Below are 22,589 nucleotides of genomic sequence, written 5' to 3'. Positions count from 1 at the left end.
ACGGCGACGCCTGGCTCACGACCGAGGTGGCGGGTCGGCGACGGCCGTCGCCGAGGGATTGGTGACGTCGCGGATGATGCGCAGGCCGGTGACCAGGCCGTCGAGCTGGTCCGGGGTGAGCAGGCCGGTGAGCCAAGTCTCCAGCGCGTCGAGGTAGTCCGGGAGGACCGCTTCGAGGCGGCTGATGCCCGCCGGGGTCAGCGCCGCGTAGGCGCTGCGGCGGTCGGTGGGATCGAGCTGACGTTCGACCAGGCCCGCCTTGGCGAGCCGGTCGACCAGCCGGGTGACGCCGCTGGTGGACAGCTCGGTCTGGGTGGCCAGGTCCGACATCCGCAGCCGATGCTTCGGCGAGCGGCTCAGCCGCATGAGGGCATTGAGGTCCAGGCCCGAGAGGCCGTGCGCGTGCCACGTGGGTTCGACCTTGGCGATCAACCCGCTGGTGGCCTCGAAGAGCAGGCCGGAGATGGTCAGGCGGGGGTCGTCGAACAGTTCGTGCATGAGACCACCCTAGCCGATGCTTGCCATGCGGATAGTTGACACGAGGAATACTTAGGGGTAGATCTATGCCTACGCAATATTCCTCGCAGCAACTAATGGAGTGGTCATGCAGCAGACGTGGGTCGCCGGATTCCGGTCGGGTGTCATCAGCCCGGACGAGCAGATCAAGCTCGCCGAATCGCGATCGTTCACCGACGAAACGGTGCGGCAGGTGCTGCGCCTGGCGGGCGGCGGTGACGCGGTGCGGGTGCGGCTGACCAACAGGTACGGGTCCGCGCCGCTGATGATCGGCGCCGCCCGCCTGGCCGTGCGCAAGGAAGGCTCGGCGATCACCACCGATGCCGAGGTCCGCTTCGACGGCGCGCCGATCGCGGTCATCGAGCCCGGCGCGGAGCTGGTGAGCGACCCGCTGGACCTGGCCGTCGCCGCCGGCGAGGACCTGCTGCTCAGCCTGTACCTCCCCGGCCCGACCGGCCTGGCGACGTTCTCCCACCAACCCGGTGAGATCGCCTACCTCGCGGCGGGCGATCGCACCGCCGACGCGGAACTGCCCGGCGCGCAGGAGCTTCCGTTCCGCTCCTTCGTCACCGGTGTCGACGTGCGCACCGGGGCGCGGCCCCCGATCGCGGTGGCGTTCGGCGATTCCTGGTTCGAGGGTGTCGGCACCACCCTCAGCGCCAACCGTCGTTCCGTCGACGTCATCAACTCACGTCTCACCCGGGGGTGGGTGGTGAACAACGGCATCGCCGGTAACCGCCTCACCGCCCGTGAGATCGGCGAATCCGGGCTGGCCCGCCTCGATGCCGATGCCCTCGCGGTTCCCGGCGTCACCGACATCCTGGTGAACTTCGGCATCAACGACCTGATCCTCGGCGCCATGGGCGGACAGCCCTCCGCCACCACCGAGGACCTGATCGCCGGTTTCACCGCTCTCGCCGAGCGCGCGCACGCGGCCGGCCTGCGGATTCACGTCGCGACCATCGGCCCCTACGCCGGCTGCGTCTACCCGGGCATGCCACTGCTGGAAACCCAGCCGACCCGTCACGCGGTCAACGAATGGATCCGTGGCACCGACATCTTCGACTCGATCTTCGACGTCGACCAGGCGGTGGCCGACCCGCAGCGCCCGGACTTCATCCGCCCCGAGTTCGACAGCGGCGACGGCATGCACCTCAACGACGCGGGTGCCGCCGCCATGGCCCACACCCTCGACCTGACCGCACTGTTCACCGCGAGGTGACGGCGAAGGGGGCGCTGCACGGCGCGCCCCCTTCGGCCGGAGACGGGGTGGGACAGTCGCCGCGGCCGGGTCCTCACGGGGCGGTGAGCACCGTCTTCCCCGAGGCGTGCCCGCGCGCGAATATCCCGATGGCGGACGCCGCGTCGGAGAGGGGGACACGGCGCTCGATCACCGGGCGCAGGGCACCGTCGGCGGCCAGTCCGGCCAGGTAGTCCAGGTCGGCGGCCGCGGGGCGCATGAGCAGCGCTTTCAGCGTCTGACCGACGAACAGGTCGGTGAGCACCACCTGGCCGAGCCAGCGGACCGGACCGAACCAGTCGTCGCCGGGTGCGGCGGCGGAGGAGATGAACACTCCCTCCGCCGTCAGCACTCGGCGACAGTCGCGCAGGCGGTGATTGCCCGCCAGATCGAAGAGCACGTCGTAGCGCTCGTCGGACTTCGTGAAATCCTCGGCGGTGTAGTCGATCACGACATCCGCGCCGATTCCGCGCACCATCTCGATGTGTCGGGTACTACACACCGCGGTCACGTGCGCGCCGAGCGCCTTCGCGATCTGCACCGCGAAGCTACCGACGCCGCCGGACGCGCCGTTGATCAGAACCCGGTGGCCCGGTCCGACGTCGCCGATGTCACGCAGGCCCTGTAGCGCGGTCATCCCCGAATCCGGTATCGCCGCGGCCTCTTCCATGCTCAGCGCGGCGGGCACCAGCGCGAAGGAACCAGCGTCGGCGCACACGAACTCGGCGAAGGCGCCGCTGGGCACCGCACCGAAAACCCGGTCGCCGAGCTGGAATTCGGTGACCGTGGCACCGACCGCGACCACCTCGCCCGCGAGATTCTGCCCGATCATCCGGCGCTTGGGCCCGCGCAGCCCGAACCCCAGCCGCAGCAGATACGGGGTCCCGGTGAGCAGATGCAGATCGCCGCTGCACAGCGAGGCCGCTCGCACCCGGACCACCACCTCCCGCTCCCCCGGGTCGGGGCGCGGCACGGTCTCGGTCCGCAACACCTCGCTCCCGCCGTAGCGAGGAGCCACCCACGCGGTCATCGAAGCCGTGTCCACACCGGTCATGACATCCCTCATCTCGCACTTACAGCGTAAGTCTGTTGCCCAGACGGTACGCTTACGCCGTAAGTAGGTCAAGGAATCAGTCAGGAGCCGCATGCCACGCACCCCGCTGACCAGGGAACGCGTCCTGCGCGCGGCGATCGATCTCGCCGATCGGGAGGGTCTGGACGCGCTGTCGATGCGCAAACTCGCCAAGGCAGTCGGCGTGGAGGCGATGTCGCTGTACAACCACGTCGCCAACAAGGACGACCTTCTCGACGGCATCATCGACTTGGTCGTCGCCGAGATCTACGTCCCCGGCGCGGACGGCGACTGGCGGACCGAGCTACGCCGCCGCGCCGTCTCCGCCCACGAGGTCCTGCTCCGCCACCGCTGGGCCACCGGCCTGCTCGGTTCCCGGGTGAACGTCGGGCCCGCCATGCTCCGCTACATCGACGCCACGCTCGCCTGCCTGATCACCGCGGGCTTCACCTACGAACAGGCCGACCGTGCCTGGAACGCGCTGGACAGCCACATCTACGGCTTCACCCTCCAGGCCATCAACTTCCCCCTCGACCCCTCGGAGTACGCCTCGGCGGCACAGCGATTCCTGCCCCTCATCCCCACCGAGACCCACCCGCACATGCACGCCCTGGCCGCCCTGGTCATCGCCGGAACGCATTCCGGTACCGCGGATTTCACCTTCGGCCTCGATCTGCTCCTCGACGGCCTCGCTCGCCTGCTCCCCTAGTCAGCCCGCGACCAGATCCGCGCTCCGACGACTCTGGTCCTCGCGCCGACCGGTGACCTCCATGACCGCTTCCGCCACCGCCAGACAGGCGCCGAGTCGCGGCGGGAACCGCAATCCCGAATCCCGTTCCAGCAGCAGCCGCACCGCAGCCCACGGCAGATTCACATCGGCGAAAGCTGTATGGAACAGCCCGGCCGAGGGGCGCGGATTTGCCTCGAGCAGCACCGGTTCCCCACCGCGATAGCGCAATTGGACGTTGGTCAGATAGGCGAGTTCGAAATGCCGGACCAGGCTGCGCGCGATGTCGACCACCGCCGGGTCGTCCAGCAGGATACGGAAGCGACCCTGCTTGGCCCGCGGAATACCCACCAGCAGTTCACCTCCCGGAGCCGACAGACAGTCGATGCTGATCTCCGGATCGTCGAGGAACGGCATGACGAGCAGCGGGGGCACCGACTCCCCGTCCGCCGCCGCCCGGCGCAATGCCCCGGCAACCGCGTCGACCGAGGCCACCGGCCGGGGCGCGACCCGCAGGCTCGCCATCGTCAGCGGACGGTCGTCCAGGATGCGGAAGCCGAAGGCCGAGTACTCACCGCTCGGCTTGATGCACAGCGTCTCCCCGTCCCGGGACAATTCCTCGACGGCGGCGTAGAACTCGCCGACGTCGGTGGCCTCACGCCACGGGGGCACGGGAATGCCCGCCGCGCCGGCGATCTCGTAGGTGCGGACCTTGCTGGTCAGCGCCCGCACCGCCGCCAGTGGCGAGCACATGAGACTGGTGCCGACCGCGGCGAAGTCCGCGGCCCGGCCCGCGAGCGCGTCGAGACGCCGGGGCGGGATGAGGACATCGATGCGATGGGTCCGGCAGAACTCGAGCGCGAACTGCGCGTACTCCTCGTTGCCGACATACCGAGGCTCGATCGCCGAGACATCGCACGCCGAGAGAGCGGCCGCACCCGGATCCACATTGCTGGCGTAGATGGTGACGTCCACACCGTCCGGGTTCTCCCGTAGCAACCGCATGACCTGAACGGTCGCCGCACCTGCACTGCTCAGCCAAATCCGAAGCGTTATGGCAACCGCTCCCTTCCTGTTTTTCCCGGTGAGAACCGGACCTTATCCCGGTTCCGCGTTCCGCACATTTCGGAACGCAAGACCGCAGGTCACACCCTGGATATCGCAGGCGCGTGAGGTCCGCGGCGGGTCGGACAGAGGGAAATGGTGCGGCTGCTCGCCTACCAGGGAAACGTGGTAGGCGAGCAGCCGCGCAGCGCTACTCGGCGACGATCACCGTGACTTCGCCGTCGGCCGCCTCGGTCGGGTCGCCGGAGGCGACGAACCAGTGGGTGACCTCGCCGTCGGCCAGATCGTCGGCGACCGGGCCGTCGGGGAGGACCGACAGGGCGCCCGCCGTGACGGCGGCCAGGAATTCCTGGATGGCCGCCGGGCCGGAGGCGTGGGTGGTGAAGGTGGTGCACTCGTAGTCGATGCCGTGGGTCTCGCGCAGGGTGTCGGCGAGGGCGAGCGCGGCGCTCTGGGTGAGCGTCGACATCGCCTCGGCCGCGGGCAGCACGAAGGCCGGGTGGTCTTCGGACAGCGGGCGGACCCGGTCGGCGTAGGAGACCGGATGCGCCGCGGCGGCGGCGATCTCGGCGTCCACGTCGGGCAGGATCAGCCACTCGCCCGCGACACCGGCGACGGGGGCGTCGCTGATGCCGTAGGCCGCGCCGGTCGCGGCGATCTCGACACCGGACAGTTCGCCGGCGAACAGGACCGCGGCGCCCGCCTTCTGGATCGCCCAGGCGGCGAGCACGGAGTCCACGCTGCGCGGCAGCGAGATCGCGACGATGTCGCCGGGGCCCGCACCGCGCGCGATGAGCACGCGGGCCAGCTGCGAGGACTTGCGATCCAATGCGCTGTAGGCGATTTCGCTGTCGCCGCGGAGCAGGGCGGGGGCCTGCGGATCCGCCTCGACGACCTCGGCGAGCACCTTGGCCACCGTCTGCGCGCCGACACCCGTGGTGGCGACCGGAGCCGACACCGCCGCGGTCACCCCGGATTCGGCGAGCAACTGCGCGCGTTCGCCCGCGTCGAGGATGTCGATGTCGCCGACCAGGCCGGTCGGGTTGTCGAGCAGCTCGTCGAGCACCCGCAGCAGTCGGGCGGACAGGGTGCGGACCTCGTCCTCGGTGTAGGTGCTGCGCAGGTAGCGCATGGTGATCTCGATGGTGGCCTCGGCCATCACCACCAGCGTGAGCGGGTAGTGGGTGGCGTCGTCCAGGCCGACACCGGTGACCTGCATGCCGTCGATCGAGCTCGCCGCGGTGACTGCGTCCTTGTCCATCGGGTACGACTCGAACACCAGCAGCGTGTCGAAGGCCGCGCCAGCGCCCGCCACCCGCTGGATGTCGGACAGACCGACGAAGTGGTGGCTGAGCAGGTCGGCCTGCTCGGCCTGGACCCGCTTGGTCAACTCCTCCGCGCTGATCCGGTCGTCGATCTGGATCCGCACCGGCAGGGTGTTGATGAACAGGCCGACCATCGACTCGACGCCGGGCAGTTCGGCCGGGCGGCCGGACACGGTCGCGCCGAACACCACGTCGTCGCGCCCGGTGAGGCGGCCGACGACGATGCCCCACGCGGTCTGCAGCAGCGTGTTCACGGTGACACCGAGTTCACCGGCGAACTTGCCGAGTGCCCTGGTGCGATCGGCGTCGATCTCGACGATGACCTTGCCGAGCTCGTAGCGTTCCTCGGTGCGCGGCGCGGGCGCCAGCTGGGTGGGGCCTTCGACCCCCGCCAGCGCCTCGGCCCAGACCTGCAACGACACTTCGCGATCCCAGCCCGAGAGGAAGGACAGGAAGTTGCGGTAGGAGGCCACGCGCGGCAGCGCGGTGAGGTCACCGTGCACCGCGTAGAGGACCAGCAGGTCGCGCATGAGCAGCGGCATGGACCAGCCGTCGATCAGGATGTGGTGCACCGTGATCGCCAGGTGGGACTTGCCCTCGTCGGTCTTGTAGAGGCCGAAGCGGATCAGCGGGGCCGTGGCCATGTCGAACTGGTCGGCGCGGTCGGCGACCAGCAGCTGCTGCATGCGCGGCAGCCGCTCGTCGGCGGGCAGGTCGGTCAGGTCGACCTCGCGCCACGGCACCTCGAGCTCCGACATCACGACCTGCACCGGCTGCCCGGCCGAGTCGGTGACGAAGGCGGTCCGCAGGTTCGGGTACCGGTCGAGCACGGCCTGGGCCGCGCGCCGCAGCCGCTCGGTGTCGAGCGTGCCGGTCAGGTCGAGGACGGCCTGCACCGTGTACACGTCGACGGTCGCCGAGCTGAGCATGGCGTGGAACATCAGGCCCGCCTGTAGCGGCGAGAGCGGCCAGATCTCCGACAGCGCCGGGTAGTGGCCTTCCCACAGCTCGATATCGGACTGCTCCACCCGCACCAGCGGCATATCGGACGGGGTGAAACCGCCCGCGTCCACCCGCTGTGCGTGGGTGGCCAGCGCGGTGAGCGCGGCCACGAACAGATCCGCGAACTCCTGGGCCTGGTCGACGGTCAGCAGCCCGGTCGGGAACGCGATGTTCGCGCCCAGCTGCGGGCCCTCGTCGCCGTCGTTGACGATGGCGTTGATGTCCAGCGTCGCGTTGGCGGGCATGTCCAGGTCCATCTCGGCGTCGAGCTGGCCCAGGTCGGCCACCGGCACCCAGCCGAGTTCGGCGAGTTCGGCGGGGATCTCGCCCGCCGTCGCGCGACCGAGGTAGTTGAAGCTGATCTGGCCGACGGACGGCAGATCGGCACCCTCACCGGTCAGGTACTTGAGCATGCCGTAGCCGATGCCCTTGTCGGGCACGGCCAGCATCTGCTCCTTGACCGACTTGATCACGGCACCGAGCGCGGCGCCGCCGGCGAAGGCGTCGTCGAGGTCGGCACCGGCCAGGTCGAGGCGGACCGGGAAGGCGGTGGTGAACCAGCCGACAGTGCGCGACAGGTCGGCACCGGCGACGATCTCCTCCTGGCGGCCGTGGCCCTCCAGCTTGATCAGCGCCGCGGTACCGGATTCGTCACCGCGCCACCGCGAGACGGCCAGGGCCAGCGCGGTGAGCAGACCGTCGTTGACCCCACCGTGGTACAGGCCGGGGATGGCCGTGAGCACCGCGTCGGTGACCTCCGGCGACAGGGTGACCTGCACCCGGTCGACGGTGGCGAAGGTATCGACCCGCGGGTCGAACGCCCGTGCGCCCAGCTGCGGATCGGCGGTGGCCGAGACCTCGCGCCAGAACGGCAGTTCCGCGCGACGCTCGCTCGACTGCTCGACCAGGCTGTGCGCCCAGCGCCGCATCGAGGTGCCGTTGGCGGGCAGCGTCACCGGCTGACCGGCCGCGATCTGGCCCCAGGCCATGCCGAGGTCCGGGATCAGGATGCGCCAGGAGACGCCGTCGATCACGAAGTGGTGGCCGACGATGAGCAGCGCGTCGCGACGGCGCGGGCCGTCGGCGTTCGCACCGAAGGCGAACCAGACGAACTGCACCATGGCGGCGTTCGCCGGATCGAGTCGGCCCATGGCCTCGTCGTATTCGACGCTGGCCAGCTTGGACAGCTGCTCGTCGGTGACCTCGCCGGCCACCTCGACGCGCCGCACCAGCGCGGTCACGTCGACCTCGCCGGGCGCCAATGCCTCGAAGACCCAGCCGTTCTCGGCAGCGGTGTCGGATTGCTCCGCTCCCGAGTGCCCTGCGTGGTGACGCCCCGCTGCCCCCTCCGGGCCCGCCGGTCGCTCCGCGCGGGCGACCCGCGAACGCAGCACATCGTGGTGGTCGAAGACCGCGCCGATGGTGGCGTGCAGGACTTCCTCGGTGATGTTCTCCGGCAGGCGCAGCACCATCGACTGGGAGAACCGGTCGTAGGTGGAGCCGCTGCTCAGGATCTGGCGCATGATCGGCAGCATCGGGATGTCACCGACACCGCCGCCCGGCAGTTCCTCGAGCACGATCTGCTCGGAATCGCCCGCGAGCACGGCGATCTCGGCCAGGCCGGCCACGCTGCGCTTCTCGAACACGTCGCGCGGCTTGAACAGCACGCCGCGATCCTTGGCGCGGGAGACCAGCTGGATGGACAGGATCGAGTCACCGCCGAGGGCGAAGAACGAATCGTCCAGGCCGACGGCGTCGACGCCGAGCACCTCGGCGAAGACGGTGGCGATGATCGCCTCGACTTCGTTGGTGGGCGTGCGGAACTCGCGCGGAGCGAGGACCGGCTCGGGCAGGGCGCGACGATCCAGCTTGCCCGCGGGGGTCAGCGGGATCTCGTCGAGCACCATCACGGCGGCGGGCACCATGTGCGCGGGCAGCTGCTGTGCCGCGTACTCGACCAGCGCGGCCGGGTCGGCGGCCGCACCGGGGGTCGCCCGCACGTAGGACACCAGGATGGTGGCGCCCGCGTCGGTGGTGCGGCCGATGGTGGCGGCGAACTCGACGTCGTCGTGCGCGGTCAGGACCGCGTCGATCTCGCCCAGTTCGATACGGAAGCCACGGATCTTCACCTGGAAGTCGTTGCGGCCCACGTACTCCACGACGGACCGGCCGTTGACGGTGCGCCAGGCGACGACGTCACCGGTGCGGTACAGGCGCTCGCCGTCGGACCCGGCGTACGGGCTGGCCACGAAGCGCTCGGCGGTGAGGCCGGGGCGCGCGTGGTAGCCGCGAGCCAGGGCGACGCCGCCCAGGTACAGCTCACCGGCCACGCCCTCCGGGACCGGGCGCAGGCGGTTGTCGAGCACGAACACCGTCGCGCCCGCGATCGGCCCACCGATGTTCATGGTGTCGCCGGGCAGCAGCGGGTCGGACAGGTTGGTCGCGATGGTCGCCTCGGTCGGGCCGTAGGCGTTGTAGAACCGGTGGTGCGCCGGGTCGGTGCCCGCGCTGTGCCAGTTCGCCACCAGGTCGACGGGGGCCTTGTCGCCACCGACGATCAGCGCTTCCAGTCCGGCCAGTGCCGCGGGTTCCATCGACGCCGCGACCAGCGGGGTGAGGAACACGTGGGTCAGCTGCTGGCCCACGATGATCTCGGCCAGTTCCTCGCCGCCGACCACGCCGACCGGCGTGATGACCAGCGTGCCCGCCGAGCCGACCGCGAGCAGGAACTCGAGGATCGACGCGTCGAACGACGGCGACGCGAACGCCAGGGTGCGCGCCTCGGAGCCGAGCCCGAACTGCGCCACCTGGGCGGCGGCGAAGTTGGCCACACCGGTGTGGCTGACCACGACGCCCTTGGGCAGGCCGGTCGAGCCGGAGGTGTAGATCATGTAGGCCGTGTTGCCGGAGCGAACGGCGCCCCGACGGTCCGCGTCGGTGATCGGCGCGGCGGACTGCCTGCCGGCCTCGGCCCGCAGCACCGCGTCGTCGAGGACCAGCCACTCGTCCAGCGCGGGCGCGGGCAGATGGTCGACCTCGGCCGACACGGTGATGCCCAGTGCCGCACCGGAGTCCGACATCATGTGCGCGATGCGCTCGGCCGGGTATTTCGGGTCGACCGGCAGGAACGCGGCACCCGACTTGATCACGGCCCAGATGGCCAGGGTCGTGTCCAGCGAACGCTGCATAGCGATGGCGACGACCGTCTCCGGTGCCGCGCCCCGGGCGATGAGCACCCGGGCCAGGCGCGAGGACGCCGCGTCGAGCTCGGCGTAGGTCAGCGCGGACCCCGCCGTCCCGGCCAGCGCGTCCTCGTCGCCGGAGCTGCCCATGGCGAGCGCGCGGGCGAACCCGGCATCGACCGGCTCGCCGGGCGCGACGATCGCCTGCCCGTCCGGGTTGGTCGCGACGGCCTGGGCCAGCAGCTCGGGCAGGGTGCTCGTCGACGCGGCGGGACCGCCGGTGCGGGTGAGCAGTTCGGTCCGCTCGACCGCGTCGAGGAGTTCGAGATCGCCGACCGGGGTGGTGGTGTCGGCGACGACCTCGGCGAGCAGGCGCTGGAAGCGCTGCGCGAACTTCTCGACCGTGGACTGGTCGAACAGATCGCTGGCGTAGGAGAACTCGGCGTAGGCGCCGGCCGCGCCGGTGTCGCCTGCCTGCGCCTCACGCACGGTGAGCAGCAGGTCGAACTTGGCGGTGTCGACGTCGAAGTCGACGGCCGAGACCGACAGGCCGGGCAGCTCGAAGCCGGCGTCGGGCAGGTTCTCGAACGACAGCGCCACCTGGAACAGCGGGTGCCGCGCGGTGGAGCGCTCGGGGTTGAGCAGTTCCACCAGGCGCTCGAACGGGATGTCGGCGTGCGCGAACGCGGCCAGATCGGCTTCCTTGGCCTGGGCCAGCAGCTCGGCGAAACCGAGCTGGCCGCCGACCTGCGTGCGCAGGGCCAGGGTGTTGACGAACATGCCGATGACGTCGTCGAGTTCGGCCTCACCACGACCGGCGATCGGCGTACCGATGACGATGTCCTCGGTGCCCGACATGCGCGCCAGGAACACCGCCAGCGCGGTGTGCACGACCATGAACAGCGTCGCGTTCTGCTCGCGGGCGATGGCCGAGAGTCCGGCGTGGATCTCGGTGTCGATCGGGAACAGCACCCGGCCACCGGCGAAGGACTGCGTGCTCGGACGCGGCCGGTCCAGCGGCAGGTTCAGCTCGTCGGGGACGCCGGCGAGGGCGCGTTTCCAGTAGTCGGCCTGCTGGGAGATCAGGCTCGTCGCGTCGGCTTCGGAGCCGAGCACCTCCCGCTGCCAGACACTGAAGTCGGCGTACTGCACCGGCAGCGGCGCCCAGCCCGGGCGTTCGCCCGTGGCGCGGGCGGCGTAGGCCACCATGACGTCGCGGGTCAGCGGGCCCATGGACCAGCCGTCGGCGCTGATGTGGTGGGCGACGAAGACAAGGATGAACTCGTCATCGGCGACCTGCATCAGCTCGGCGCGCAACGGAACTTCGTCGAGCACGTCGAAGCCGGCGGAGATCAGCGCGGCGATCTTGTCGCGAACCTGTTCGGGTGCAACGGTTTCCGGCGTCAGATCCGGGACATTGCCCTCGACCGGCAGGATCACCTGGTGCGGGGTGCCGTCGGTCGACGGGTACACCGTGCGCAGGGTCTCGTGCCTGGCCAGCACGTCGGCGACCGCGAGCTGCAGCGCCTCGACATCCAGCGATCCCGTCAGGCGGACGGCGACCGGGATGTTGTTCACCGCGGAGCTGGTGTCGAACTGGTTCAGGAACCACATGCGCTGCTGCGCGAGCGACAGCGGCACCTGCGCCGGACGCGGTCCGGCGACCAGCGCGCGTCGCCCACCGGCGCCCGCGCCCTGCTCCACCTTCACCGCGAGACCGGCGACAGTCGACGCCTCGAACAGCAGGCGCACGGGCACCCGGCTGTCCAGGGCGGCGCCGAGGCGGGCCGCCACCTGGGTGGCCAGCAGCGAGTTGCCGCCGAGGGCGAAGAAGTCGTCGTCGGCGCCGACGCGATCGACGCCGAGCACGTCCGCGAACACGCCGGCCACGATCTCCTCGATCGGGGTGGACGGCGCGCGGAACGCCTGGGCCTCGAACTCCGGCTCCGGCAGCGCCTTGCGGTCGAGCTTGCCGTTGACGTTGAGCGGCAGCGCGTCCATGACCACGAACGCGGCGGGCACCATGTACGACGGCAGCCCGGCGGCCAGCGTCGACTTCACCTGTGCGACATCAATTTCCGCACCCACCAGGTACGCCACCAGGCGATCACCGGTGCGGGGGTCGGACTTGGCGATGACGGCGGCCTGGGCGATCTCGGGCAGCGCCAGCAGCGCGGCCTCGATCTCGCCGAGCTCGATACGGAAGCCGCGGATCTTCACCTGGAAGTCGGTGCGGCCGCGGTAGTCGAGCTCGCCGTTGTGCCAGGCCACCAGGTCACCGGTGCGGTACATGCGGGTACCGGGGGTGAACGGGTTGGCCACGAAGCGGTCGGCGGTCAGATCGGGGCGGCCGAAGTAGCCGCGGGCCAGCTGCGCGCCCGCGAGGTACAGCTCACCCGCGACGCCGTCCGGCACCGGGCGCAGCCGCGCGTCGAGCACGTACACCTGGCTGTTCCACTCGGGTCCACCGATGGAGACCGAGCCCTGGTCGGCGGCGTTCACCCGATGCGAGGTGATCGAGACCGCGGCCTCGGTGGGGCCGTACAGGTTGAACAGCTCGGTGCGCGGGAACGCGGTGCGGAACCGCTGCGCGAGCGAACCCGGCAGCGCCTCACCGATGGCCAGCACCCGCCACAGCGAATCGGGCATGCCCGAAGCAAGCAGCGCGTCGAGCATCGACGGCACCACGTGCAGGGTGGTGACCCACTCGCGCGACATCAGCTCGTTCAGGTACGCCGGATCGCGGTGGCCGTCGGCCGAGGCGATCACCAGGCGGCCACCGCAGACGGCGGCCGACCAGAACTCCCAGACCGAGAGGTCGAAGGTGGCGGCGGTCTTGAGCAGCACCGCGTCGGCGGCGTCCATGCCGAACTCGATCAGCTTCCACTGGAGCTGGTTGGCGATGGCGCCGTGCGGCACCGCGACACCCTTCGGGCGACCGGTCGAGCCGGACGTGAAGATCACATACGCGGTGTGCTCCGGCCGCAGTGGTGCGATGCGCTCGGCGTCGGAAACCGGTGCGGCGCCGACCTCGTCGAGTTCGAGCTCGTCGATCCGCACCAGCGGCGCGACCGCGGTGTCGAACTCGGCCTCGGCGTTGGTCAGCACGCAGACCGGTGCCGCCGTCTCGAGGATGTAGTTCGTGCGCTCGGCCGCCTGATCGGGGTCGACCGGCACGTACGCGCCACCGGACTTGGCGACGGCGTACATGGCGACGATCAGATCCACCGAGCGGCGCAGCGCCAGCGCGACGCGGGCCTCGGGACCGACGCCGAGCGAGATCAGATGCCGCGCCAGGCGGTTCACCTTCGCGTCGAGTTCGGCGTAGGTCAGCTGGGCGCCGTCGTCGGTGACCAGGGCGGTCGACTTCGGATCGGCGGCCACCGACGCGTCGAGCAGCGAGACCAGGGTGGCCTCGGTGTCGACCCGGTAGGCGGTCGCGTTGCGGGCGTCCAGGATCTGGGCGCGTTCGGCCGGTGCGAGCAGTTCGATGTCGCCGACCGTGGTGCGCGGAGTGGCGACGATCGCGCCGAGCAGGCGAACGAACCGCTCGACGAAGCCCTCGACCGTGGCGTGATCGAACAGATCGGTGGCGTAGGTGAAGATGCCCGAAATACCCTCGGGCTCACCGGCGTCGCCGTAACGGTCGGTGGCGATCAGGTGCAGGTCGAACTGCGACAGCTGGGAGTCGATGTCCAGGCCGGACACCGTCAGGCCCGGCAGTTCCAGGGTGGCGCGGGTCAGGTTCTGGAACGACAGACCGACCTGGAACAGCGGGTGGCGCGCGGTGGAGCGGACCGGGTTGAGGACCTCGACCAGACGCTCGAACGGCACATCGGCATTGGCGAACGCCGCGATGTCGTCCTCACGCTGGCGAGCCAGCAACTCGGTGAACGCCTCGCCGCCGTCCACCTTGGTGCGGAAGACCAGGGTGTTGACGAACATGCCGATCATGTCGTCGAGGGCGGCCTCGCCACGACCGGCCATCGGGGTGCCGATGGCGATGTCGTCGGTGCCGGACAGACGAGCCAGCAGCACCGCGAGGGCGGTGTGCACGACCATGAACAGCGTCGCGCCCTCGGCGCGGGCCAGCTCGACCAGCGCGCGGTGGGTGTCGGCGTCGATCTGGACGTCGACCTTGCTGCCGGCGAAGGTCTGCACCGCCGGTCGCGGGCGGTCGGCGGGCAGGTCGAGCTGATCGGGCAGGTCCGCGAGGGCCTGCTTCCAGTGCGCGACCTGCTTGGCCGCCATCGAGTCCGGATCGTCCTCGCTGCCGAGCAGTTCGCGCTGCCAGATGCTGTAGTCCGCGTACTGCACGGCCAGTGGTGCCCAGCCGGGCTCCTGACCGGTGGAGCGGGCCGCGTAGGCAGTCATCAGGTCGCGGGTCAGCGGGGCGACCGAGGAGCCGTCACCGGAGATGTGGTGCACGACCATGGCGAGCACGAAGTCGCCGGAGACGGTGCGGGCGGGCCCGAAGACCGCGCCCGGCGCGGCCGGTTCCGCGTCGGTGCTCTCGGCGCGGAACAGCGCGACCTTCAGCGGCACCTCGACGGTGACGTCGAAGATGGTCGACATCAGTTCCGCGACGGCCGATTCCATCTCGTCGGCCGCCACGGTGCGCTCGATCAGCTCCGGCGCGGCCTGTGCGGGCGACAGGATCACCTGTGCCGCACCGGCTTCGGTCTGCGGGTAAACCGTGCGCAGGATCTCGTGGCGCGACACCAGGTCGGTGATCGCGGCGCGCAGCGCGGCCACGTCGAGGTCGCCGGTGAGGCGGACCGCGACCGGCACGTTGTAGGCCGCCGACTGGGTGTCGAAGCGGTTGAGGAACCACATGCGCTGCTGGGCCAGCGAGAGCGGGATGTGCTCGGGGCGCGGACCGGCGGTGAGCGCCTTGCGATCACCCGTCTCGGCGTGCTGCTCGATCCGCTGCGCCAGCGCCGACACCGTGGACGCCTCGAACAGCAGGCGCACGGGGATACGGGTGTCGAGTGCCTCACCCAGGCGCGCGGCGACCTGCGTCGCCAGCAGCGAGTTACCGCCCCAGGCGAAGAAGTCGTCGTCGAGGCCGAAGCGCTTGACTGTGCCGGATTCAGCCGTGCCCGAGTGCCCTGCGTGGTCACGCTTCGCTACCGCGTCCTGGCCCGCCGGTCGCGGCTGGTCGCCCAGGCGCAGGACCTCGGCGAAGGTGGCGGCCACGAGCTGCTCGCTCGGGCTGACCGGCGCGCGGAACACGGCCTTCTCGACCTCGGGCTCCGGCAGGGCCTTGCGGTCCAGCTTGCCGTTGGCGTTCAGCGGCAGCGCGTCCAGGCGCAGGAACACGGTCGGGACCATGTACGAGGGCAGCTCGGCGGCCAGCGCGGTGCGCAGGGCCAGCTTGTCGAACTCCCCCCCACCGGCCACGACATAGGCCACCAGGCGGTCGCCGACGACCGGATCGGTGTGGGCCAGCACCGCGGCCGAGGTGATGCCGTCCTGGCGCAGCAGCGCGGCCTCGATCTCGCCGAGCTCGATGCGGAAGCCGCGGATCTTCACCTGGAAGTCGGTGCGGCCCCGGTAGTCCAGTTCGCCGTCGGCGTTCCAGGCCACCAGGTCACCGGTGCGGTACATGCGCTCGCCGAGCGCGGAGAACGGATCGGCGACGAAACGGTCGGCGGTCAGGTCCGCGCGGCCGTAGTAGCCGCGGGCCAGCTGCGCACCGGCGAGGTAGAGCTCGCCGGAGACACCCACCGGGACCGGCCGCAGGCGGGAATCCAGCACGTAGACCCGGCTGTTCCACTCCGGCGCGCCGATCGACACCGACACCTGGTCGGCGTCGGTCACCGCGTGGCTGGTGATCGAGACCGCGGCCTCGGTCGGGCCGTACAGGTTGAACAGCTCGGCGGCGTTGGCGGTGCGGAAGCGCTGCGCGGTGGACGCGGGCAGCGCCTCACCGATCGCCAGCACCCGGCGCAGCGTGCGCGGCAGCGCCGCACCGGATTCGGTGAGCAGCGCGTCGAGCATCGACGGCACCACATGCAGCGTGGTGACGGCGGTGGCCCGCATCAGGTCGTTGAGGTAGGCCGGGTCACGGTGACCGTCGGCGGTGGCGACCACCAGGCGGCCACCGGCGACGGCGGCGGTCCAGAACTCCCACACCGAGAGGTCGAAGGTCGCGGCCGTCTTCAGCAGGATCGCGTCGTCGGCGCCGATACCGAATTCGGCTGTCTCCCACAGCAGCTGGTTGACGATCGCGCCGTGCGAGACCGCCACACCCTTGGGCTTGCCGGTCGAGCCGGAGGTGAAGATCACGTACGCGGTGTTCGCGGGCACCAGGGCGCCACGGCGCTCGGTGATCGCGGCCGCGCTGACAGTGCTCAGATCGAGCTCGTCGAGGACGAGCACGTCGGCCGCCGCCGTGCTGAATTCGGCGTTCGCCGTGGTCAGCACGATCGCGGGCGCGGCCGTCTCGAGGATGTAATCGGTGCGCTCGGCGGGCTGATCGGGGTCGATCGGCACGTAGGCGGCACCGGTACGGGCCACCGCGTACATCGCGATGATCAGCTCCGCGGAACGGCGGATGGCCAGCGCCACCCGGTCCTCGGTGCCGATACCCAGCGAGATCAGGTGCCGGGCAAGGCGGTTGACCTCGGCGTCGAGTTCGGCATAGGTCATCTCGCGGCGTCCACCGGCGACGCGGGTGCCCGCCACGCCGGCGGCGCCCGCTGCGGAGTCGGCGCCCTCGGTGCTCACGCCGGACTCCGGCTCGTCCACGACCAGCGCGACGGCGTCCGGCGTCGCCGCCACGGTCGCGTCGAGCAACGACACCAGGGTGGCGTCAGTGTCGATCGCGTGCGCGGTGTCGTTCCACGCGGTGACGATCTGCGCGGCTTCCTGCTCGGTGAGCAGGTCGATGTCGCCGACCGGCACGGACGCGTCGGCGGCGACGGCGTCGAGCACCAGCACGAAGCGGTCGGCGAAGCTCTGGACCGTGGCCTCGTCGAACAGGTCGATGGCGTAACCGAATTCGGTGACCAGCTGGGCGGGTGCGCCGTCGTCGGTGTAGCGGTCGTAGAGGGTGACGTGCAGGTCGGTCTTGGCCAGCTGCGAGTCGTAGTCGACGGCGCTGACGGTCAGGCCGGGCAGTTCGAAGGTGGTGTCGGCCAGGTTCTGGAACGACAGGCCCACCTGGAACAGCGGGTTGCGCGCGGTCGAGCGCACCGGGTTGAGCACCTCGACCAGGCGCTCGAACGGCACGTCGGCGTTGGCGAAGGCCTCCAGGTCGCGTTCGCGCACGTCGGCGAGGAGCTCGGCGAAGGTGGCGCCGGGGTCGACGGCCGTGCGGAACACCAGGGTGTTGACGAACATGCCGATCAGGTCGTCGAGTTCGCGCTCACCACGGCCCGCGATCGGGGTGCCGACGGCGATGTCGTCGGTGCCCGACAGTCGCGCGAGCAGTACCGCGAGGGCGGCGTGCACGACCATGAACAGCGAGGCGTTGTTGGCCCTGGCCAGCTCGTGCAGCGCGGCGTGGCGCACGGGGTCGATCTCGAAGCGGATCGCCTTGCCCTGGAACGACTGCGCGGGCGGGCGCGGCCGGTCGGCGGGCAGCTCGAGCTGGTCGGGCAGGTCGGCCAGGGCCTTGCTCCAGTACGCGACCTGCTTGGCGGCCAGCGATTCCGGGTCGGTCTCGTCGCCGAGGACCTCGCGCTGCCACAGCGCGTAGTCGGCGTACTGCACCGGCAGCGGCGCCCACTGCGGGGCCTCGCCCTGCACGCGCGCCACATAGGCGGCCATGATGTCGCGGGCCAGCGGGCCCATCGACGAGCCGTCGGCGGAGACGTGGTGCACGGTGAACGCGAGCACGTGGTCGGTCTCGTTGAGCCGGAACAGCGCGACCTTGAGCGGCACCTCTTCGGTGACGTCGAAGGTGGTCATCGCGAATTCGATGACGGTGCCGAGCAGATCGGCTTCGTCGACCTCGATGTGGTGGACGACGGCGCGGCTCTGCGCGATCGGCAGGATCACCTGGTGCGGGCCGTCGGCCGAGCGCGGGTAGGTGGTGCGCAGCATCTCGTGCCGGGCGAACACGTCGCCGATGGCCTGCTCGAGCGCGGGCACGTCGAGTTCGCCGGTGAGGCGCACGGCCAGCGGGATGTTGTCCACGGCCGAGGTCGAGGTATCGAACTGGTTGAGGAACCAGTAGCGCTGCTGGGCGGGCGAGAGCGGGATGATCGCGGGCCGCTCCCCCGCCGTCAGGCGCGGGCGGGTCCGGCCGGAGCCGGCGTTGTGCTCGGCGCGGGCCGCGAGCGCGGACACCGTGGACGCCTCGAACAGGTCGCGCACCGAGAGCTGGGTGTCCAGGGCCGCGCCGATGCGGGCGGTGACCTGGGTGGCCAGCAGCGAGTTGCCGCCGAGTTCGAAGAAGTCGTCGTCGGCGCCGACCCGGGTCACCCCGAGCACGTCGCCGAAGGTGCCTGCCACGATCTCCTCGATCGGGGTCGAGGGCGCGCGGAACACCTTGGCCTCGAACACCGGCGCGGGCAGCGCCTTGCGGTCGAGCTTGCCGGAAGCGTTGAGCGGGAAGGCCTCCAGGATCACGAACGCGGTGGGCACCATGTACGTCGGCAGTGCGCCGCCGAGCTCGGTGCGCACGGCATCGAGGTCGATGCTCGCACCTTCCGCGGCGTGACCGCTAGGCCCGGAGGCGGTAGCGGAGCGTGACCCCGCAGGGTCAAGGGAACGCCGCCGATCCGACACAGCCGGAATCAGATACCCGACCAGCTGATCGCCCAGACGATCGTCGGAGCGCACGACCACGACCGACTGCGCGATCGACGGCAGCGCGGTGAGCGCCGACTCGATCTCACCCAGCTCGATGCGCAGACCACGCAGCTTCACCTGGAAGTCGGTGCGGCCCAGGTACTCCAGCTCGCCGTGCTCGGTCCAGGCGACGAGGTCGCCGGTGCGGTACATGCGGGCGCCGTCGGCACCGAACGGGTCGGCGACGAAGCGGTCGGCGGTCAGGTCCGGACGCGCGACATAGCCGCGCGCCAGCTGGACACCGGCCAGATACAGCTCACCGGGGACGCCGACCGGCACCGGGTGCAGGCGCGAATCCAGCACGTAGACCTGGGTGTTGAAGACCGGGGCGCCGATCGGCACCGAGGTGGTGTCGGCGTCGGTGACCTCGTGGAAGGTGACGTCGACCGCGGCCTCGGTGGGGCCGTACAGGTTGTGCAGCGCCGCACCGGTGAGCGCGCGCAGCCGCTGGGCGGTCGGCGCGGGCAGCGCCTCACCCGAGGCGAAGACCAGGCGCAGGCTGCTCGCGGCGGCGGAGCCGTCGGCGAGCGCCACGGTGGCGGACTCGGCCAGCTCGGCCACGAACACCGACATCATCGACGGCACGAAGTGCGCGGTGGTGACGCCCTCGGCAGCGATGATCTCGGCCAGGTACGCCGGATCACGATGACCATCCGGCTTCGCGACGACCAAACGCGCGCCGATCTGCAAGGGCCAGAAGAACTCCCACACCGACACGTCGAACGTGGCCGGAGTCTTCTGCAACACCACATCGTCGCCGGTCAGACCGTAGGCCGCCTGCATCCACACCAGACGGTTGACGATCGCGCCATGACTGACCGCCACACCCTTCGGACGACCCGTCGAACCCGACGTGAAGATCACATACGCGGTATTGGACGGACGCAGCGGGGCGAGGCGCTCGGCATCGGTGACCGGCGCCGCGGAGTACCCCGACAGGTCCAGGCTCTCGATCCGCAGCGCGACCGTCGAGCCCGCGTCGACGTCGTCCGCGGCCGTGGTCAACACGCAGATCGGCGCGGCGGTCTCGAGCACGTAGTGGGTGCGCTCGGCCGGGTGGTCGGGGTCCAGCGGCACGTACGCGCCACCGGCCACGCTCACCGCGTACATGCCGATCACCAGGTCGAGCGAGCGGCGCATGCCGAGCGCGACCATGGTGTCCGGGCCGACGCCCTGGGCGATGAGATGCCGGGCCAGGCGGTTCACCTTCGCGGCGAACTCGCCGTAGGACAGACTCGTCCCCTCGAAGGTGAGGGCGGTCGCGTTCGGGCTGGTCAGCGCCTGGGCCTCGAACATCGACACCAGCGTGGCGGCCGGGTCGACCGGGTGCGCGGTGGCGTTCCAGTCGGTGACGACCTGGCGGTATTCGGCCGGAGCCAGCAGCTCGACCTCGCCGATGGCGCGATCCGGCGTCGCGACGACGGCGGTCAGCATCCGCACCAGGCGCTGCGCGAGCGCGGCGATGGTGTCGGCGTCGAACATGTCGGTGGCGTAGGCGAATTCGGCGGTCATGCCGTCGGCGGAACCGTCTTCGCGATGCCGGTCGGCCAGGTTCAGGTGCAGATCGAACTTGGCGGTGACCACGTCCAGCGGCACCCCGGCGACCTCGAGGCCGGGCAGCTCGAAGGCCGCCTCGCCGGTGTTCTGGAACGACAGCATCACCTGGAACAGCGGGTGCCGGGCCTGCGAGCGGGCCGGGTTGAGGATCTCCACCAGGCGCTCGAACGGCAGGTCGGCGTGGCCGAAGGCGGCCAGGTCACTCTCCCTGGTCTGCGCGAGCAGGGCGGTGAACGGCTGGGCCGGGTCGACCGCGCTGCGCAGGACCAGCGTGTTGACGAACATGCCGATCGCGTCGTCGAGGACCGCTTCACCACGGCCCGCGACGGCGGTGCCGATGGCGATGTCGTCACTGCCGGACAGGCGGGCCAGCAGCGCCGCGAAGGCGGCGTGCACGACCATGAAGAGGCTGGCGCCGTGCTCGCGGGCCAGCGCGTTCAGGCTCGCCGCCAGTGCCGGGTCGATCGAGAACTCGTGCACGCCACCGCGGTTGGACGCCACGGCCGGACGCGGCCGGTCGGCGGGCAGGTCGAGCTGATCGGGCAGGCCGGCCAGGTGCTCGGACCAGTAGGCGACCTGCTGCGCGATCATCGACGTCGCGTCGTCCTCGGCGCCGAGGGTCTCGCGCTGCCACAGCGCGAAGTCGGCGTACTGCACCGGCAGCGGCGCCCAGCCCGGCGCCTCACCGCGCGAGCGCGCGGCGTAGGCGATCATCACGTCGCGGGCCAGCGGGCGCACCGACCAGCCGTCACCGGAGATGTGGTGCACGACGAACACGAGCACGTGGGTGTCGGGATGCGAACCGTCCATCGAACCGGCGACGCGCAGCAGCGCGGCACGCACCGGCACCTCGGCGGTCACATCGAACCCGGCGAGCACCAGTTCGCTGATCCGGTCGCGGATCTCGTCCTCGCCGACCGTGATCGGGCTCAGCGAGATCGGCACCTGGCCCGCGGGCAGCACGACCTGCACGCCCTGGCCCTCGGCGGTCTCGGGGTAGACGGTGCGCAGCACCTCGTGCCGGTCGACCACGTCGGCGACGGCCTGGCGCAGGGCGTCGATGTCGAGGTCGCCGGTCAGGCGGACGGCGAGCGGGATGTTGTTGACCCCGGTCGCGTTGTCGAAGCGGTTGAGGAACCACATGCGCTGCTGGGCCAGCGAGAGCGGGATCTGCTCCGGGCGCGCTCCGGCGACGAGCTCGCGGCGACTGCCGCTACCCGCGTGCGATTCCACCTTGGCGGCCAGCGCGGCGACCGACGGCGCCTCGAACAGCACGCGCACGGGAACGCGGGTGTCGAGGGCGGCGCCGAGGCGGGCGACCACCTGGGTGGCGATCAGCGAGTTGCCGCCCAGGTCGAAGAAGTCGTCGTCGAGGCCGACGGCGCGGTCCCCGGACAGGCCGAGCACCTCGGCGAAGGTCGCGGCGACGATCTCCTCGATCGGCGTACTCGGCGCACGGAACTCCCGCGCCTCGAACACCGGGTCGGGCAGGGCGCGCCGGTCCAGCTTGCCGTTGGCGCTCAGCGGCATCTCGTCGAGCGCGACGAACGCGGCCGGGACCATGTAGGACGGCAGCTGCGCGGCCAGCTGCGTACGCAGCGTGTCGATCTCGACGGCCGCGCCCGCGGAAGGCACCACGTAGCCGACGAGCTGGTCGCCGGTGCGGGCGTCCGAGCGCACGACCACGACGGCCTGCGCGACGGTCTCGTGCGCGGTGAGCGCGGCCTCGATCTCGCCGAGCTCGATGCGCAGACCGCGCAGCTTGACCTGGAAGTCGGTGCGGCCGAGGTAGGTGATGACACCGTGCTCGTCGCGCCGCACGAGGTCACCGGTGCGGTACATGCGGGCGCCGTCCTCGCCGAACGGGTCGGCGACGAAGCGGTCGGCGGTCAGATCGGCGCGACCGAAGTAGCCGCGCGCCAGCTGCGCGCCGGCCAGGTACAGCTCACCGGCGACCCCGGCAGCGACCGGGTGCAGACGGGAATCCAGCACGTAGGCCCGCGAATTCCAGACCGGTGCGCCGATCGGGACGGCACCGTCGACCTGGTCGGCGACCGGGCCGTGCGTCGCGTGGACGGTGAACTCGGTCGGACCGTACAGG

The 22,589-nt window shown here is 70.9% G+C and carries 6 protein-coding genes (1 of these 6 running past the window's edge); 2 read left to right on the top strand and 4 right to left on the bottom strand.

Features of this window, described 5'->3' with window-relative positions:
* Positions 1 to 15: 15 nt before the first annotated feature.
* Positions 16 to 498: a MarR family winged helix-turn-helix transcriptional regulator gene (locus tag ACIO52_RS02080; RefSeq protein WP_218716771.1), complete on the bottom strand. Its 483-nt coding sequence runs from the start codon at positions 496 to 498 to the stop codon at positions 16 to 18.
* A 106-nt stretch (positions 499 to 604) separates the two neighbouring features.
* Between ACIO52_RS02080 and ACIO52_RS02075 the strand changes: the two genes are divergently transcribed.
* Positions 605 to 1,738: a GDSL-type esterase/lipase family protein gene (locus ACIO52_RS02075; protein WP_402640825.1), complete on the top strand. Its 1,134-nt coding sequence runs from the start codon at positions 605 to 607 to the stop codon at positions 1,736 to 1,738.
* A 73-nt stretch (positions 1,739 to 1,811) separates the two neighbouring features.
* Here the strand turns inward: ACIO52_RS02075 and ACIO52_RS02070 are convergent, their stop codons facing one another.
* Positions 1,812 to 2,810 carry an NAD(P)-dependent alcohol dehydrogenase gene (locus ACIO52_RS02070; RefSeq protein WP_402640822.1) on the bottom strand — a complete coding sequence of 333 codons (999 nt, stop codon included), beginning with the start codon at positions 2,808 to 2,810 and terminating at the stop codon, positions 1,812 to 1,814.
* Between the two features lie 91 nt (positions 2,811 to 2,901).
* Here ACIO52_RS02070 and ACIO52_RS02065 point away from each other — a divergent pair, with 91 nt between their 5' ends.
* Positions 2,902 to 3,537, top strand: coding sequence for a TetR/AcrR family transcriptional regulator C-terminal domain-containing protein (locus ACIO52_RS02065; RefSeq protein ID WP_316576129.1), 636 nt, complete (start codon positions 2,902 to 2,904; stop codon positions 3,535 to 3,537).
* Here the strand turns inward: ACIO52_RS02065 and ACIO52_RS02060 are convergent, their stop codons facing one another.
* Both ACIO52_RS02060 and ACIO52_RS02055 read right to left on the bottom strand, forming a co-directional pair.
* Positions 3,538 to 4,560 (bottom strand): ATP-grasp domain-containing protein, encoded by a 1,023-nt coding sequence (locus ACIO52_RS02060; protein ID WP_316576130.1) that lies wholly within the window; start codon positions 4,558 to 4,560, stop codon positions 3,538 to 3,540.
* A gap of 250 nt (positions 4,561 to 4,810) precedes the next feature.
* Positions 4,811 to 22,589 carry the final stretch of a non-ribosomal peptide synthase/polyketide synthase gene (locus ACIO52_RS02055; RefSeq protein WP_402640818.1) on the bottom strand. Its footprint extends 26,543 nt past the window's final position, so the window shows 17,779 of its 44,322 coding nt (coding positions 26,544-44,322); the start codon falls outside the window, past its right edge; it ends in the stop codon at positions 4,811 to 4,813.

Source organism: Nocardia sp. NPDC087230 (assembly GCF_044744725.1).
GTDB lineage: Bacteria > Actinomycetota > Actinomycetes > Mycobacteriales > Mycobacteriaceae > Nocardia > Nocardia canadensis.
The sequence above is the reverse complement of the archived record's forward strand: the minus strand, read 5'-3'. Positions and strand labels throughout refer to the sequence as shown.